The sequence below is a fragment of the Streptomyces sp. 351MFTsu5.1 genome, assembly GCF_000383655.1.
In the GTDB taxonomy this organism is placed as follows: Bacteria; Actinomycetota; Actinomycetes; order Streptomycetales; family Streptomycetaceae; genus Streptomyces; species Streptomyces griseorubiginosus.
In genome coordinates, this window is sequence record NZ_KB911802.1 from 18,220 (window position 1) to 34,509 (window position 16,290).

The 16,290-nt window shown below is 69.0% G+C and carries 17 protein-coding genes and 2 pseudogenes; 10 read left to right on the top strand and 9 right to left on the bottom strand.

Features of this window, described 5'->3' with window-relative positions; translation table 11 throughout:
• Positions 1 to 103: 103 nt before the first annotated feature.
• The 4 genes from H295_RS0139725 to rpmG all read right to left on the bottom strand — a co-directional run bounded on the left by H295_RS0139725 (position 104) and on the right by rpmG (position 1,478).
• Entirely contained in the window at positions 104 to 703 is a 600-nt protein-coding gene (locus H295_RS0139725; protein ID WP_158691119.1) for a hypothetical protein, read from the bottom strand.
• A gap of 109 nt (positions 704 to 812) precedes the next feature.
• Positions 813 to 935, bottom strand: a complete 123-nt coding sequence (gene ykgO, locus H295_RS0139730) for a type B 50S ribosomal protein L36 (RefSeq protein ID WP_020140928.1) — start codon at positions 933 to 935, stop codon at positions 813 to 815.
• A gap of 70 nt (positions 936 to 1,005) precedes the next feature.
• Entirely contained in the window at positions 1,006 to 1,266 is a 261-nt protein-coding gene (locus H295_RS0139735; RefSeq protein WP_020140929.1) for a type B 50S ribosomal protein L31, read from the bottom strand.
• 47 nt (positions 1,267 to 1,313) lie between these two features.
• Positions 1,314 to 1,478: a 50S ribosomal protein L33 gene (rpmG, locus tag H295_RS0139740; protein WP_020140930.1), complete on the bottom strand. Its 165-nt coding sequence runs from the start codon at positions 1,476 to 1,478 to the stop codon at positions 1,314 to 1,316.
• A 414-nt stretch (positions 1,479 to 1,892) separates the two neighbouring features.
• Here rpmG and H295_RS0139745 point away from each other — a divergent pair, with 414 nt between their 5' ends.
• The 6 genes from H295_RS0139745 (at position 1,893) to H295_RS0139770 (ending at position 7,852) form a co-directional block, all read left to right on the top strand.
• Complete coding sequence (locus tag H295_RS0139745) at positions 1,893 to 2,861, top strand: ferritin-like domain-containing protein (protein ID WP_020140931.1); 969 nt, start codon at positions 1,893 to 1,895, stop codon at positions 2,859 to 2,861.
• A 248-nt stretch (positions 2,862 to 3,109) separates the two neighbouring features.
• Positions 3,110 to 4,876 (top strand): S8 family peptidase, encoded by a 1,767-nt coding sequence (locus tag H295_RS0139750; RefSeq protein ID WP_020140932.1) that lies wholly within the window; start codon positions 3,110 to 3,112, stop codon positions 4,874 to 4,876.
• 311 nt (positions 4,877 to 5,187) lie between these two features.
• Positions 5,188 to 5,631, top strand: coding sequence for a hypothetical protein (locus tag H295_RS0139755; protein WP_234021777.1), 444 nt, complete (start codon positions 5,188 to 5,190; stop codon positions 5,629 to 5,631).
• 262 nt (positions 5,632 to 5,893) lie between these two features.
• On the top strand, positions 5,894 to 6,202 hold the full coding sequence (locus H295_RS44335) for a putative quinol monooxygenase (RefSeq protein WP_020140934.1): 309 nt from the start codon (positions 5,894 to 5,896) through the stop codon (positions 6,200 to 6,202).
• Between the two features lie 287 nt (positions 6,203 to 6,489).
• Complete coding sequence (locus H295_RS0139765) at positions 6,490 to 7,317, top strand: alpha/beta hydrolase (RefSeq protein ID WP_020140935.1); 828 nt, start codon at positions 6,490 to 6,492, stop codon at positions 7,315 to 7,317.
• A gap of 190 nt (positions 7,318 to 7,507) precedes the next feature.
• Entirely contained in the window at positions 7,508 to 7,852 is a 345-nt protein-coding gene (locus H295_RS0139770) for a hypothetical protein (protein WP_020140936.1), read from the top strand.
• A 105-nt stretch (positions 7,853 to 7,957) separates the two neighbouring features.
• Here H295_RS0139770 and H295_RS0139775 read toward each other — a convergent pair whose 3' ends face one another.
• Entirely contained in the window at positions 7,958 to 8,617 is a 660-nt protein-coding gene (locus H295_RS0139775) for a hypothetical protein (RefSeq protein ID WP_043218751.1), read from the bottom strand.
• A gap of 130 nt (positions 8,618 to 8,747) precedes the next feature.
• On the opposite strand from H295_RS0139775, the gene H295_RS0139780 reads away from it, so the two are divergent.
• Positions 8,748 to 9,251 carry a GNAT family N-acetyltransferase gene (locus tag H295_RS0139780; RefSeq protein WP_106961065.1) on the top strand — a complete coding sequence of 168 codons (504 nt, stop codon included), beginning with the start codon at positions 8,748 to 8,750 and terminating at the stop codon, positions 9,249 to 9,251.
• A 169-nt stretch (positions 9,252 to 9,420) separates the two neighbouring features.
• Entirely contained in the window at positions 9,421 to 10,497 is a 1,077-nt protein-coding gene (locus H295_RS0139785) for a TRAP transporter substrate-binding protein (RefSeq protein ID WP_020140939.1), read from the top strand.
• 697 nt (positions 10,498 to 11,194) lie between these two features.
• Here H295_RS0139785 and H295_RS44340 read toward each other — a convergent pair.
• Positions 11,195 to 11,623: pseudogene (locus H295_RS44340) on the bottom strand (LuxR C-terminal-related transcriptional regulator); the annotation flags it as partial.
• A 22-nt stretch (positions 11,624 to 11,645) separates the two neighbouring features.
• Between H295_RS44340 and H295_RS46275 the strand changes: the two are divergent.
• A pseudogene (locus tag H295_RS46275) lies at positions 11,646 to 11,735 on the top strand (IS5/IS1182 family transposase); the annotation flags it as partial.
• 7 nt (positions 11,736 to 11,742) lie between these two features.
• On the opposite strand, the gene H295_RS0139805 reads toward H295_RS46275, so the two are convergent.
• The 3 genes from H295_RS0139805 to H295_RS0139815 form a co-directional block, all read right to left on the bottom strand.
• Complete coding sequence (locus H295_RS0139805) at positions 11,743 to 12,471, bottom strand: DUF4253 domain-containing protein (protein WP_028810179.1); 729 nt, start codon at positions 12,469 to 12,471, stop codon at positions 11,743 to 11,745.
• Between the two features lie 189 nt (positions 12,472 to 12,660).
• Positions 12,661 to 13,251 (bottom strand): 3'-5' exonuclease, encoded by a 591-nt coding sequence (locus H295_RS0139810; RefSeq protein ID WP_020140943.1) that lies wholly within the window; start codon positions 13,249 to 13,251, stop codon positions 12,661 to 12,663.
• 70 nt (positions 13,252 to 13,321) lie between these two features.
• The gene (locus tag H295_RS0139815; RefSeq protein WP_199788678.1) at positions 13,322 to 14,590 is read right to left on the bottom strand and encodes a DUF418 domain-containing protein; all 1,269 of its coding nucleotides are present in this window, start codon (positions 14,588 to 14,590) and stop codon (positions 13,322 to 13,324) included.
• Between the two features lie 470 nt (positions 14,591 to 15,060).
• Here H295_RS0139815 and H295_RS44345 point away from each other — a divergent pair, with 470 nt between their 5' ends.
• Positions 15,061 to 16,167, top strand: coding sequence for a YihY/virulence factor BrkB family protein (locus H295_RS44345; protein WP_051135695.1), 1,107 nt, complete (start codon positions 15,061 to 15,063; stop codon positions 16,165 to 16,167).
• The last annotated feature ends 123 nt before the right edge of the window (positions 16,168 to 16,290 follow it).

Below are 16,290 nucleotides of genomic sequence, written 5' to 3' on the forward strand. Positions count from 1 at the left end.
GGAAGCGCCCACAGGTTGATGTGACACCGCTGGACTCTAAACTTTTCTCCACCATTCTTGAAGAGAACAGCAAAGTACCCCACCCTCGGCCCCCGAATTACTTCTACGATCCCGACGCGTTACTGAACACCACTTCGTCCCGACCCAGCCCGTACCGGTCCTCCTGGACGGCTACGCACTCAAAACCGAACGCCTTGACCAGGCGCTCCAATTCGTATGCCCCCTGGCTGGCCACGGTCATGTAGACCTCTTTCCAGTTCTCGCTCCGCCAGCGGGCGTCGAGTGCGCGGAAAAAGGAGGTCCCCACGCGCATGTTCCGGACATCAGAACGAACGTAGAGGGTGGAAAGCTTCATTCTGCCGTGATCCTTCGGCTTCTCGATCGAGACCGCCACGATGTCCGTGCCGACTTCGACGACAGTCAACCGCGCCTTTCCCTGCGCGACCTCTCCGAAGGTGCGATCGAGCCATTTGTCGCCGTGTGGATAGAGATCCGGGAGATCTTGGAGCAGCTCTCTCACATGAGGCTCATCCGTCGCGGAATACGCGCGAATGCGCAGCACATCGGAAATGCTGTGCCGCTCATCTGCAACGCTCGCGTCCACATCGGCCCCAAGTGATCTAGAAGATCGCCCCATCGTACGCTCCCGGGTACCCAAGTCGAGTGAGGATTCGAGTAAGTCATATCGACCGCGCTGCTGCATGTGGTGCGCACCCGAACTGAGTGGTTACCGTCGGCGGCTCCCCGGAAAGCACATACGGCCCGGCACCGCGCGTGCGGTGCCGGGCCGGTGAAGGTGCTGTGCGGGGGCGTCAGCCCTGGCGGGCCTTGAAGCGGGGGTCCTTCTTGTTGATCACAAAGGTCACGCCGCGCCTGCGCACCACCTGGGCGCCGGGTTTGGTCTTCAGCGAGCGAAGGGAATTGCGTACCTTCATAGCGGCCTCCTTACCGGGTCTTGCATGGTCTTGCAGGGTCTCGCCCGGGGTATTTGGGCGGCTCGGGCCGTCAGGAACGGACAGGAGCGGTACGGCCGTACCGCCGCTCGAAGCGCTCCACTCGCCCCGCGGTGTCCACGACGCGCGAGGTGCCGGTGTGGAACGGGTGGCTCGCGGACGAGATGTCCACGTCGACGACCGGGTACGTGATGCCGTCCTCCCCCACCACCGTGTCCTGTGCGGCAACAGTGGAGCGGGTGAGCAGCTGGAAGCCTGCCGCGCGGTCACGGAAGACGACGGGGCGCAGGGCGGGGTGAATGCCGGATCTCATGGGTGGTGCCCCCTTCGCGGGGCCCCGGTCCAGGACCGGGGCCGATGTCAGCGTGCCTCGCGGAACAGAACGTGCTTGCCGGCGACCGGGTCGTACTTGCGCACGACCAGCCGGTCGGGGTCGGCCAGACGGTTCTTCCGCGTCACATAGGTGAAGCCGGTGCCCGCCGTCGACCTGAGCGTGATGACGGGACGCGTGGTGCTGCGTGCCATGAGGACTCCTTCCACCACCACCGAGCGCTTTGACTCGGTCATGTCATGCAGTGGTGTCAACACGGCCGCCCGGCGCGACATTCCCGCACCCCTCCGGAACTCTGCCGGGTTGGCCTGACAGGGTGGCACTGACGTCGTTCTCGCACGTCAACGCCCTCATCGGGGCGTAACGCCTGCTAGCTTCGCGAGCTGATCCGAGGACCCGTATGCCTTCGGCAGGGCGGGTCGTGACCGCGAGGCGAGGGTGATGGCGTGAGGGACGACGTGGAGAGGCCGGCCGGGGCTGCGATCGGGCGCCGGAGTTTTCTGGCCACTACAGCCGTGGCGGCCGGCGCGCCGGCCATCGCGGCAGCACCGGCGTCGGCCGCTGCGAGCTCGCACGGCGGCCCACCGGAGCCGCCGCCGGTCGGTCGGGTGGCGCGCCTGCTGGCCGTCCCGGAAGCGGGCCGCGGCGTCGACTGGCTCCGCTCGGCGCTTCAGGTCGCCGTGGAGCTGGAACTGTCCACGATCCCGCCGTACCTGTGCGGCTGGTGGTCCATCGGGGACCGCAACTCGCAGGCGGCGCGACTGATCCGTCGCATCATCGACGACGAGATGTACCACCTGGGCGTGGTGTGCAACCTGCTCGTGGCCGTGGGCGGGCAGCCCCGGATCAGGGCGGCGGCACCGACCTACCCCGGCCCGCTGCCCGGCGGCGTACGCGATGGCCTGACCGTGTACCTGTCGGGCCTCAACAAGTCGTTCGTGCAGATGATGATGTCCATCGAGGCTCCCGAGGAACCGCTCGCCCTCCGCGACACCGCGACGCACACCGTCGGTGACTTCTACGGCGCCATGCTCGACGGTTTTCAGATCCTGGCCCCGGAGTTGTCGGCCCGCGGACAGCTGACCACGCGCATCGGCTCCGACGATCTGCACCCCGTCGAGACCCTCCTCGACGTCGAGCGCGCCATCGACATCATCAGGGAGCAGGGCGAGGGCACGAGCAGTTCCCCGGCCGACTCCTTCACCGACGACCACCCGGCGCACTACTACGCCTTCGGCGAGATCTACCACGGGCGGCAACTGCGGGAGACCGCCGAGGGCTGGGCGTTCACCGGGGCACCCGTCCCCTTCCCGGACGCACGCCCCATGGCCCGGGTTCCGGCGGGCGGCTGGTCCCGGCCGCCGGCGTCGGTGCAGCAGCTTCTGGACAGGTTCGACAACACCTACACCACCGTGCTGTCCTCCCTGGACGCCGCCTGGGCCGACGGCGACCGGCGCACCCTGGGCGCGGCCGTCCACGCCATGCGCGGCCTGGAGGAGACCGCGGTACGGCTCATGGAGACCGAGATCCCGGGGAGCCGGAGCACGTACGGCCCTCAGTTCCACCCGCGTTCGTAGCGTTCGCCACGCCGATGACGAGCTCCGACGAGGGGCTCCAGCTCCACCCGTTCCTCGGTGTACGCCTGTTTTCAGCCACGCTTTCGTGGCGTCCCTGCACGGAAAGGTACTTCCGTACAGGATCATGCACCTGACATCTTGCATCCACCACTCGTTTCGTACGGCTGGCCCGTGTCCTCAACAAGGCCGGGCCGGCCTCGGAGGATGCATTGATACCCCACACATCAAGCCGTTCCAGACGCACGCTGGTGCTGGCGGCCGCTCTCGGTGCGGCCCTCACGCTCGGCGCCCCGGGTGCCCTGGCGGGCACGCTCCCCGTCGCTCCCTCCCCCGCGCCGGCCGCGAAGGCCCCCGCCCCCGCTCCGGCCGCCGCGCCGGCTTCCCAGAGTGCGGCCTGGGTGGCCGGGACGCGCGCCTACCTCGTGATCACCGCCCCTGGTGACAGTTCGGCGGTCCGTTCGGCGATCACGGCCAACGGCGGCACGGTCTTCTCGAACTTCGACGCCATCGGCGTGATCGTCGCCCACTCGGCGTCCAGCACCTTCGCCGCCACCATGCGCGGTGTCGCCGGCGTGCAGCAGGTCGGAGCCACGCGTACCTCGGACGTCCCGGCCGCCGCCTACGACCCGGCGCTCCCGCCCAGTCCGGCCCAGGCCTCCACCCCGGCTGGAGAACCGGTCCGGGCCGACATGAGCCAGATCAAGGCCGACCAGGCCTGGGCCGTGAACCCCGGCTCCGCCTCCGTCAAGGTGGGCATCCTGGACACCGGTGTGGACGACCAGCACCAGGACCTGGCGCCCAACTTCGACGCGGCCGACTCGGTCTCCTGCGCCTACGGCAAGCCCGACACCCGTACGGGCGCGTGGCGGGACGTCGACACGCACGGCACCCACGTGGCCGGCACCGTCGCCGCGGCCAAGAACGGCAAGGGCGTCGTCGGCGTGGCACCCGGGGTGAAGATAGCCGCGGTCCGGGTCGCCGAGCCGGGCAACTCCTTCTTCTTCGCCGAGAACACCATCTGCGGCTTCGTCTGGGCCGGTGACCACGGCTTCAAGGTCACCAACAACAGCTATTACACGGACCCGTGGCAGTTCAACTGCCCGGACAACATCGACCAGGCCGCCATCATCGAGGGCGTCAAGCGCGCCCAGGAGTACGCCGAGAGCAAGGGCTCCCTCCAGATAGCCGCCGCGGGCAACGAGAACTACGACCTCGCCCACAAGACGACCGACTCCGCGAGCCCGAACGACTCGACGCCGGTCACCCGCACCATCACCAACGCCTGCCTCGACATCCCGACCGAGCTGCCGGGCGTGGTCACGGTCGCGGCCAACGGCACGGGTGTCACCAAGGCCTCGTTCTCCAACTTCGGTCAGGGCGTCATCGACGTCGCGGCGTCGGGCAGCAACGTCTACTCCACCGTCCCCGGTGGCGGTTACGGCAGCAAGAGCGGCACCTCGATGGCCACCCCGCACGTGGTCGGCGTGGCGGCGCTCATCGCCAGCGCCAACCCGGGCATCACCCCGGCGCAGCTGCGCACCAAGCTGGCCGAGCAGGCCAACGACATCGCCTGCCCCTCGGACAGCCGCTGCACGGGTACGACGGCCAACAACTCCTTCTTCGGTGAGGGACAGGTCGACGCCCTCAAGGCCGTCGGGGCCACCCCGCCGCCCGGCAAGTACTTCGAGAACCTCACGGACTTCGCCGTCAACGACAACGCGACCGTGGAGAGCCCGATCGCCGTCACCGGTGTGACCGGCAACGCTCCGGCCACCCTCAAGGTGGGTGTGGACATCAAGCACACCTACATCGGTGACCTGAAGGTCGACCTGGTGGCGCCGGACGGCACCGTCTACACGCTGCACAACCGCGCCGGCGGCAGCGCCGACAACATCGCCCAGACCTACACCGTGGACGCCTCCTCCGAGGTCGCGAACGGCACCTGGAAGCTGCGCGTGAACGACAACGCCGCCTCCGACACGGGCAAGATCGACGCCTGGAACCTGACCTTCTAGCCCGGGGCCCGGCAACGCAGAGGGCGGCGTAGGGCATACGGGTCCCGGCGGCGGGGCACACCGCCGCCGGGACCCGTATGCCGAAGTCGTCCGGACAAGCCGCTGCGCCATGAGGACAGTGACGTCAGTAGACTCATGGCCCCGATGGCCGAAGTCCGCCGGAACGGCCCGAGTTGCCGACGGGAGGCACGCTGGTGTGCAAGGTGGATCACGAGGCCTCGGCGGTGGCGGCGACCGCTGCTCTCACGGCGGCCCACCCGCACCTGAGGCAGAGGCCTTCTCCCCATCCGGCCCTGCAAGGGTGCGAGGACGTGGAGTGGTCGTCCATTCCAGGCTGCCGGGTCGACGTTCCTGTCGTCCTGCGCGGGCTGCTCGATCCCGACGCCGCCGAGATGGCGGAGCGAGCGCTCGACTGGCTGGTGATGTCAGGCCCGATGTCCATCAGCGCCGTGATGCCCGCTGTCGTCCCCTATCTGCTCCGGCTCGCTGCCGATCCATCGGTCCCCCGCCGGAACGAATTGGTCGGGATCCTGCTCGTCGCCGCCGTCCTGTCCGCACCGACGGACCCGGACAACGCGTGGGACCTCGCGGTCAGCGGTCCTGAGGAGGACCACCCTGAACGGGCCCTGTGCCGAGCGGCATTCGCAGCCGACGCGGCATGGGTACAACGCCTGCTGGCCGACGACCGACTGCGCGCCGACTCTTACCTGGACGACGAGGACAGGGCGTCCTTCGTCCAGGCAGCCGGGCTGTAACGCACAACAAGACGCCGGTGGACCTCAAGGCTGTCCGCCTCTGACGAGAGCCTGGGCCGCGTCGACGAACGGTTCGTAATTCCGTCGCCTACGAACAGCCGTCGGCTGACCTGACACCTGCCGTGGCCCGTGCCGGCCGGTCGGGCACCTTCCACCCGGTGATAACGCGGGTTCCACCCACAGCCGCACGCGTGCTTCAGTGACTGCGCGCCGGATCTGCCGGTGCGCACAGCGAGGAGGACCAGCGGTGGAATCTGTAATCGTGATCAGTACCCTGCGGCTGCGCGCCGAGCGGGCGGACGAGGCCCGGAAGGTCATCGCGTCGGTGGTCTCGCAGACCCACGAGGACGCGGGCTGCCTCACCTACGCGGCACACGAGGACGCCGCCGATCCGCTCACCATGGTACTCATCGAGAACTGGGCCTCACAGCAGGCCATCGACGAACACAGCCAGGCTCCCTTTCTCACCGAAGCGATGAGCCGGGTGGGCGAACTGCTCACCGCCGAGCCGGAGATCCGCGTCATCACCCCGCTCGGGTACGGCACGGGCGACAAGAGCGTGCTGCGCTGACCAACGCGCGATGTTGCCGTAGCCGTGATGGGGCGGAACGGCTGGAGACCACCACCCGGCAGAGGTGATGCCAGGCCCACCCCCGCCGGGGTGCTGGGCCGCTGGTGGGCTCGGCGGGCCGCTCATAGCGTCGGAGCATGACGGATGCCACGACTGAACAAGGAACCGGTACCACCAGGCGAACGGCGCTGCGCGGTCTGGGACTCGCGGCAGGGGGCGCGGCTCTGACCGGCGGACTCGGAGTCTCACGAGCGGCGGCGGAGCCACGTCGAGGGGGCACCACCTACGTGCTGGTGCACGGTACTCACAGCGCCGGCGCGTTCTGGACGCCGATCGCCCGGGAGCTGACGCTGCGCGGTCACCGTGTCGTCATGGTGGACCAACCGCGGCACGGCGCGCAGGCCTTCGTCCCGGAGTCGTACCAGCGACAGGACCTCGCGGCGATGGCGGTCGAGCCGTCCCCGCTCAAGGGCCTCGGGCTGGACGACTACGAGGCGCGCGTCACCGGCATCGTGCGGCGCGCGGCACGCAACGGCCCGGTGGTGCTGGTCGGGCACAGCTTGGGTGGCGTCTCGGTCAGCCGGGTCGGCAACGCCGTCCCGCATCTCCTTCACCACATCTGCTACATGGCCGCCTTCTGTCCCAACCGCGCCCTGCCCACGGCGGACGCCTGCACGGCGGCACCCGAGAACGCCGACGCCGTCAGCCCCGTCGAGCTGACCGTGGGTGACCCGGAGCGGCTCGGGGTGCTGCGGCTGAACTTCCGGACAGGTGACCGCCGTGCGCTGGCCCTGCTGAAGGAGATGATCTGTGCGGACCACCCCGACGCCGACTTCCGCCGGATCCTGGCCGGTATGCAGACCGACGAGCCCATCGCCGCATACGCGGGCCGAGCGGTCGGCCGGGCTGACCGCTGGGGGCGCATCCCCCGCACCTACCTGCGCTTCGGCAAGGACCGGACCATCGCCACCGCGCTCCAGGACAGGATGGTCGAGGAGGCCGACGCCCTCACACCCGGCAACCGCTTCCGCGTGCACGACTTCCCCAAGGCGTCGCACGTGGGCCCACTCGATCCGACGTCCGTCGCAGACGTCCTGAACACACTCGCGGCATGAGTGCAGTCTGTGCACCTCGGCACTAGGAATCGACGTACCGGCAGAGCGACGGGAAGGGCCCGTGCCGGGGCGGCTCCGGAGAGGCGGCTCCGGAGAGCTTTGCCGGTGGCAGGGGGTCAGGCCGTGTGCCTCTCCCGTGAGTGGGTACTCCTTGGTGTCACCGTCGTCGTAGGCAAGGAGAATGAGTCTGATGGCCACCGTGTCGCTCACCGGAGCGTCCAAGGAGGACGCCGCCACCGTCTTCAGCGTCCTCCGGACGGCGTTCCCCACCGACCGCCCCGCTGACGACCTGCCCCAGGAACAGCCGAGCGGCCAGGACCTCGTGTGGACCGCGGAGTTCGAGCCGACGCAGGAGTGGATCCCGACCGATCCCATCGCCCTCGAGGGTCCGGTCTCCGCCACGCTGCAAGGCGGATACGCGGCCGTGGATCAACTCCGTGAAGCCCTGGGTGCCGCGTTCAACGTGGACGAGCAGGGCACGATGTCCGGAGACCAGGAGCAGGAGGTCGATCTCCTGATCCGGACGAAGCGGTGACGGTGCCAGGCGCTGATCTGCGGCCTCACGGCAGGCTTCGGCAAGTAGCAGCCGCCGGTGAGCCTCCGTCGGGGCGAGCGGCCCCCACCACCGGGGGACACCGGTTCAGCTGAGGTGAAGGCTGCTCAGGGCGGTGGTCCAGTCGGTGACTATGGCCTTCTGCGCGGCGGCGAGGGTGACCTGGCCCTTGCAGACCGCGGTGTGCAGCTTGGTCTCCACCGGGTCCTTCTTGTTGTTCACCCCGGCTCCCTTGCGGTGGCCCGGGTCGGCAGGCTCCACCCAGAGGTTCCTGGGGTCGTTGGGGTCGCCGCCGAGCTGAAGACTGATCAGGTGGTCGTACTCCGCGTCCGACATTCTCCCCGTGAACCCGTAGGAAGCGGCGTTCAGCTTCTTCTCCTTGCCCGTGACATACGCGGAGGGACGCACCCCGGAGGTGTAGCCGCCCTTGCGGCATATCGTCGACGCCAGGTTCGCCTGCGTCACCGCCGGCGATATCGCACCCGGCGTGCAGGCCGGGTCCTCCAGCGGCTCGCCGTGCTCGTAGCGGTACTCGCAGCTGCCCGCCGGCGGTTGCTGCTGCACCGTGTAGTGCTTCTGCGGGCCCGCGCCCACCGCGATCGCCTTCCCCGCACCGGTGCCGGGCGCCCCCGCCGCGACGCTGCTCCCCCCGGACGGCGTCGACGTACCGAGCTGAACGGACGAACAGCCCGCCAGCAGCAGACAGGCGAACACGACGGACGGCACAGCACGGTGGACAGAGCGCATGACGGTTCCTCACAGACAGACGATGGCTGAGCAGATGCTCCTCCACCCTCGTTTCGTCCCGTCGCGCGGGGTGGTTTTGTTCACGTCAAGCGGCTCTGGCTCACTGGGGCCCGGATCTATGCTCGGACACGTGATCGAGACCGAACGGCTGCTCTTGCGCCCTCTTCGTGTGTCCGACGTCGACGCGTTCGTCGACCTCCATGCCGACCCGCGCGTCAGTCGTTTCGTCGGGGCCTACTCGCATCAACAAGCACTGGAACGCCTCACCGCGATCGAACGGCAATGGACCGAGCGAGGGCACGGCCTGTGCGCGATCGAGCTGAAGTCGAGCGGGGAGTTCATCGGCCGAAGCGGTCTTCAGTACTGGGAACAGTTCGACGAGGTGGAACTGGGATGGACGCTCCGGGCGGATCGCTGGGGGCGCGGCTATGCGACTGAGGCCGCTCAAGCCTGTCTGGACTGGGGCTTCGCCCGCCTGGACGCCGACTACTTCACGGCTCTCGTACGGCCGGGCAACGAGGCGTCAGTGAAGGTGGCCGAGCGACTGGGGTTCACGCCGCGTCGAGAGGACCACCTGCACGGCCGCGGGGTCACGGTGTACGCCGTGGGACGCCCGAACGATCCGCCCGCGTAGAGCCGCCGGCACCGACAGTGTGCTGGCCGCCCGCTGATCACGGCCGGTGCCCGCCACGGGCCGGGCGGCGCCCCTCTCGGTGAACAGATGCGTCGGGGACCTCCGGCCCCTACCGTCGAAGCAGGCGGCCTGGGGCCGGGCCGACCGCCGGGGAAGGAAGCGTGACGCCATGCGTTCCCGACGTACGACCGTGGGTGCGGCACTGGGCTCAGCCGTCGGGCTGATCCTGTTCGCCGTCGGATGCTCCGACACGGCGAGCGCGGTGAAACCCGCGAGCAGTGCGCACACCAGCACGGCGAAACCGGTCGTACTGTCGCTGGCGACGCCGATGGGCGCGAGTGACGAGTTCCGCGCCTTCCTCCAGAACGTACGGACCCTCTCCCACGACGAAATCCGGATCTCGGCCGAGTTCAACGCCCACCACGAGGAGGGACCGGACTTCGAGGAGCAACTCCTCATTGACGTGCAGTCCGGGCGGGTCGACCTGGCCGCCCTCGGCAGTCGGGTCTTCGACATCCGCCGGGCCCCCGCCCTGGGCGCCCTGACCGCACCCCTGCTGATCAACAGCTTCGACGCCGAGGAGAAGGTCCTCCGCGCACCGGTCGCCGAGCGCATGATCCGCGAGGTCGACGGCGGTGGCCTCACCGGCGTGGGGCTGCTCCCGGGCAGCCTGCGCCGCCCCTTCGGCGCCGGGACACCACTGCTGGGTCCGGAGGACTACAAAGGACGCACGATCGGCATCCAGGAGTCCAAGGTCGCCGACTCCACCCTTCGGGCCCTCGGGGCGAAACCGGAATGGTTCGGCGCGGGCAGCCCGGTGGCCGATTTCGACGGATTCGAGCATCAGCTCGTCTCCGTCAACGGCAGCCGCTACGACGAAGCGGGGATGATCGGCACCGCCAACGTCGTTCTGTGGCCGCGCCCCATCGTCCTGGTCGCCAACTCCAAAGCCTTCGAACGGCTCAGCGAGGACCAGCGCCGGCTCATGCGGGACGCGGCGCGACAGGCGGTGCACGGCGCGGGCGCGGACTTGCGCGAACAGGAGCACAGCGCCCTGGAGAGCCTCTGCGCCCGGGGCCAGAAGTTCACCGCGGCGACCCCGGCTCAACTGACCGCACTGCGCCGGGCGGTACAGCCGGTGTACGACCAACTCTCCCGCGACCGGCGGACCAAGGAATACCTCGACATCATCACCGCCCTCGTGCGGGACGTACCGGCCGAACCGCCCTTGTCCTGCAAGGGCTGACGCCCCCCGGCAACTGAGCTGGTGCTGTGACTGACCGGCCAGGAAGGTCAGCGGCTGCAGCAGATCGTGCGCCTGGGCAGCGCGAGTTCGCGGCGATACCGGCGAGCGATGATGGTGCCTGCCTCGGCCCGCGGAGACCGGGTGCCTGTACTCGCCCAGCTGGTGCAGGCCGACGAGGACTTCGTCGTACAGACGGCTACCACTCGCCCCCAAGCTCGGGTAGCTCTTCACCCACTGGGCGCTGCGCAAAACGCGCCGCCTACCTGCGGAAAGTCCACAGTTCGGGTGATCCCCATCGGCAGCGAGGCGCTAGATTGCCTGCTCGCCCGCCGAGATGTCACCTTCCAGCGCACCGAGACGCGGAAGGAGTCCCCGGATCCCGAGCGCGACGCCGAACTCGACCGCATCGAGCACGCCCTGGGTTGCTTCCCCGACCGGGCCTTCGACACCCCGACCGGTTGCCCGTCACCTACCACCGCACCCACGGAGTCCGGCCGCACTGAAATGGATCCCCGCCACCCGGCTCGACGGTGCGCCCATCTACGTGATCATGGACAACTTGTCCGCCCACAAGGGTCCCGACATCCGCCGCTGGGCGAAGAAACACAAGGTCGAGCTGTGCTTCACCCCGACCTACTCCTCGTGGGCCTCAAAGCCGCGGCCTGACCCCCTCCCCCGAAGCCGTGCGGTCGCAGCGCTAGGCGTTCGGTACGCCGAGCAAGCGCAGGACAGCCAGCACTCGGCGGTGGTCGGCGTCCGCCTTGGGGAGGTCGAGCTTGGTGAAGATGCTGTTGATGTGCTTGGCGACCGCGCTGTCGCTGACCACGAGTTCGGCCGCGATTCCGGAGTTGGACCGGCCGCCGGCCATCAGCTCCAGTACCTCGCGTTCGCGCGGCGTCAGGCGATCGAGCGGATCGCTGTGGCGACGCACCAGCAGTTGCGCGACGACCTGCGGATCCAACGCGGTGCCGCCGGCCGCCACCCTGCGTGCCGACTCCGCGAACTCCTCGACGTCGGCGATCCGCTGCTTGAGCAGGTAGCCGACACCGGATGCGTGGGCGGCGAGGAGATCGGCGGCGTACCGCTCCTCCACGTACTGCGACAGCAACAGCACGGAGGTGTCCGGCCGGTGCTCTTCGAAGCCTCGCAGAAGGCGACCCGCGAAGCTCCACGGTGACAAGGGTCACGACTATGACCACTTGCGCCGATGGCTCTGGAGGCGCGGCATCACACCCCGCAGGACTCTCAGTCCCACCAGAACCACCATTCGCGACGCTTCATGAGGTCCTCGTGGTAGGCGTCCCAGTCAAGGCTCGGGTCCACGTAGAAAACATCCGGGCAGGCGAGGTAGTGCTCCGCAGTGAGGACACGGGCCTGGTGGACATCCGTTGGCCGAGCGGCAACAGAGACATACAAGCTTCCGTGCCCAAAGCCCACCACGCGCAGACCGAACCGGTCCTCCCAGGAGCGCAGCACTGCCGACAGCTCCCGGGCAGTCATGTGATTCGTCATCCCGAGCCAGCTCAGGGCGGCGGGCGCATCAGCCCCCCGCGTGACCTGGACGAGTGCGAGACACCGAGCTCGGCCGTCGCGGGCGATATCGGACGCCAGTTCGCCCGCGCACACGTCAACGTCAGTCGTCGCCGCCGCAGGCCTCGCGAGACCGGGCCACTCCTTGAAAGGCAACCAACAATCGTCCGTCCACTGGCTCCGCAGGTACGAGGCGGCATCGACGTCAGCCCCGTAGTCACCGCCCACCGGCTCGAATGAGTCATCGGGGTACTCAAGCAGCAGCGGGTACAGGCCGGTCTCACGACGCCGCGTGTACAGACGCTTCCACCAGTCGGCCGCATCCATGACCGGTCCATCGCTCACCCACACCACCGGATGCGGAGCACGACACGGCCCCAGCAGCCGGCCAGGCGGCAAGTCGTTCAACAACTGTCTGAGATCTTCAGTCAAAGGCTCGGGCATGACCGGAATCTACGCGGCACCTCTGACAAAGCCATCAGAAGCACCGTCTTACTGGCTCATCGAGGCGCTCAGTAAGTCCATCGATATCAGGGGCCGTTGTCGATGCGAACACGGCCAGGAACCGCGCGACATCGCCGCCGATCCGGCCGCAACTCCCCTACGCCGTCACCGACATCCCGACCGCACCGCCTACACGATCTCGCGCGGCGTGCCCGGCCATGCGCCGCGTGCCACCAGGTCGAGGACAAGCGCGGCGATGTTCCACGCGTCGTCCTCTCCTCGGTGATGGCGTCCCTCGAGCGGCAGTCCGGCTGTCTGCAGGGCCTGGGCCATGCCGGGTTTTCTGCGCAGTCCGTAGGCCTCGGTGAATACGGCCTTGGCGTTGGTGTGGTTGCGCTCTGTCGGGTAGCCGAACGGGTAGGCCACTCCGTCAGCCTGACTCTGCCGAGCGAACTGCCGGCGGTCGTACTCGCCCCAGCTCGCCCAGGGGCGCTCCGCGGCACCGTACTCCTCGACGAGGATCCGGCAGGCCTCGGCGAAGGAGACACCCCGGTCCACCTCGGCTTGCGTGAGTCCGGTCAGTTCAGTGCAGAAGTCGCTCACCGTCGACCGGACGGGGCGGACCAGGAGGCGGTGCCGGGACACGCGGCACCCTGCTGACACGTCCACGACGGTGAGACCGATCTCGATGATCTCGTTCACCGAGCCGGGCGGAGGCTGCCCGTCCCAGCAGGTGGCTTCCACGTCGATGACGTTCAGCAGGGCGGGTTCGTGGCGCATGGGCCGAGAGTAGAGATACGCGCCCGGCACCGGCACCTCAATTTGTGCTGGCCCAGGCGCGAACTCCCCATCAACGGACGCGGTCCGCCGACTTGGTGGCGGCGTTGAGGAGGTACTCCAGAGGGCCGCGGCGGAAGAAGCGGGACCAGATCGCTGCGAACAGGACGGCTCCGAGGACGTACATGATCAGAGGGAGCCAGGACTGCTGGACGCCGGTTCCAGCGGGCGTGGACAGTGCCGACTGTGCGAGGAAGTGGCCGACGTAGGCGGTCAGGGACATGGTGCCCACGGCGATGACCGGCTTCGCCAGGCGGCGCAGTCGCGGCAGGCGGTCCATCGCCACCGTCGCGCCCACGATCACGAGGATCGCGATGCCGACACTGCCGATGATGTCGAACGTGGTGCCACTGTGCGGCCCGGCCTGCAGGAGAGACGACGCGGACAGATCGGGGAACGACCCACCGTCAGCGGGCATCGATCCGCCGCCGGTGGGCATCGGTCCTGAGCTGCCGGACGACGGCCCGTCTTCCGCGAGACTCCGCAGCGCGCCCTTGCCGGCGAGCAGCAGGGACGTGCCGTACGCGGCCGCGGTGAGCGCGGCTCCGAGAGCGGCGAGGCGCTTGCGGACCGTGCCGGAGGAGAGGTCGAGGCGGCCCAGTGCCATGCCCGCGATCACGAAGGACATCCAGGTGAGCGCCGGGTAGAAGCCGGTGAGCAGCAGATCGAGGACGCCGACCTCGCTGAGGTGGCGGAGCGGATCGTAGGTGTTGATGCTCTGCTGGACCGAGGGAGTCAGCAGTGAGGAGAGGACGTAGGCCAGCTGCGGTGCGACCAGGGCGAACGCGGCCGCGATGATCGCGAGGGTCCTGGCACGCAGTCGCACCAGGGGCAGGGCGAGGAGGAAGTAGACCCCGTAGAAGCCGAGGATGATCACTCCCCCGTACTCGATCGCCATCACGGTGCCCAGGGCCAGCAGGATCACGGCCCGGATCGCGATACGGGCCTTCGCCTGCCGGCCGGCCAGGCCGGTCTTGGGCTCGCGGCGGCCGGCGAGCAGCATCAGCGAGAACCCCGCGAGCGTGGCGAACAGCACCGACGAGTGACCGTCGGCCATGTACCGGATCCAGCTGGCGACGCCGTGTGTCGCGGACAGCGGGGGACCGATGTGCACGACGTACATGCCGAACACGGCCAGCGCGCGGGCCAGGTCCACTCCGACGAGGCGCCCCATCGAGGGACCGGTCGAGGCCGGCCCGGCGGGCTCGGTGGAGGTTCGGGGTGGTGGCGGCGAGTTCTCCTGCGGAGCCGGTGTCGCCTGCGGTCGTTGTGTCTGTGCCATACGGAGAACCTCGCGTAGACGTCCCGGCGCGAACCATCCGGCAGTCTTCGGGCTCTCCCCCGCCGGTCGGCGGGTACCGCCCGGCCGACCGGCGGAGTCGGTCCGGGCCGAGGCAGGCCACACCCAGCGTCTTGACCATCGGGGCGGGGGCAGCTCATGCGTCAGTTCCGCGCGAGGGCCCCTGGATGGCACCCCTCCCAGCAGGTCGGCTGCGGGGTCAGCTCGCCGGCGTTGCCGCCGGAAGCAGGCCGCCCTGCAGGGACCGGCGTCATGGTCCGGCCCGCCTCGGCCAGGAACCACAAAGCACTGCTCGCGACGCGGCCAGGAGGAGACACCCACGCCTTCTGCCGGACGGCCCATGATCGGCCGGGCTGTCCCCCTTCAGTGCCACGACCCCTCACCCGCACCGCGGCTTCGTGGCAGTCGGGCCGTGCTGCGGTTGGGCGGAAGGAGTGGGGTACCCGGCCGCCATGACAAAGCTGCACATTAGAGGACGAAAAGAACATCAGACTCACGACGAGCCCCCCGCGTCCGTCGAGGCCGGGCCCGGGCCGGAGGTGGAGCGCAGGGCGCCGACGACGCCGACGAAACTACCGAAGGGCTCCTGGGGAGCGGCCCTCAAGGGCAGCCTGCGCGAGTTCAAGGACGACGAGCTGACCGACCGCGCGGCCGCGCTGACGTACTACGGCGTACTGGCACTGTTCCCGGCGCTGCTCGTGCTCGTCTCCGTACTGGGCCTCACCGGCAGGTCGACCACGGACAAGGTGCTGAGCAACCTCCAGCAGTTCGCCCCCGGATCCGCCCGCGACATCATCACCAACGCCGTCCAGCAACTGCAGGGCAACAGCGGCACCGGCTCCATCATGGCCATCGTCGGCCTGGTGCTGGCCATCTGGTCGGCGTCCGGCTACGTCGCCGCCTTCATCCGTGCCGCGAACGCCGTGTACGACATGCCCGAGGGCCGCCCGGTGTGGAAGATCCTTCCGGTGCGTGTCGCGGTGACGGTGGTGCTGATGGTGCTGGCGGTGATCAGCGCGCTGATCGTGGTCTTCACCGGCAGCCTGGCCCGCCAGGCCGGGCGGGCGCTGGGGATCGGGGACACCGCGTTGACGGTGTGGTCGATCGCCAAGTGGCCCGTGCTCGTCATCCTGGTCACGGCGATGATCGCGATCCTGTACTGGGCCACCCCGAACGCGAAGGTGAAGGGCTTCAGGTGGATCACCCCGGGGAGCTTCCTGGCCCTGCTGATCTGGATGATCGCCTCCGCCGGGTTCGCGCTCTACGTCGCGAACTTCGCCTCCTACAACAAGACCTACGGCACCATGGCCGGCGTCATCGTCTTCCTGCTGTGGCTGTGGATCACCAACCTCGCCATCCTGCTGGGCCTGGAGTTCGACGCCGAGATCGCCCGCCAGCGGGCCATCGCAGGCGGCCATCCCGCCGGGGCCGAGCCGTACACCCAGCCGCGCGACACCCGGACGTGGGACGAGGAGGACCGACGCCGGCTGGGGGCGCATGACGACAGCCGCCATGATCCCCTCCGCCCGGGCAGCCGTCGCTCACCCGAGCGGCCGTAAACACGCCACCCATCCGCCACGCCACCACCGACCGCCCGGCCCCCCTGGCCCCTTCCCCAGGCACGGTTACCGACGACGCCGCTCTGGCCGTCCGAGGGGCCGAACAACACGTCCATCACTGCT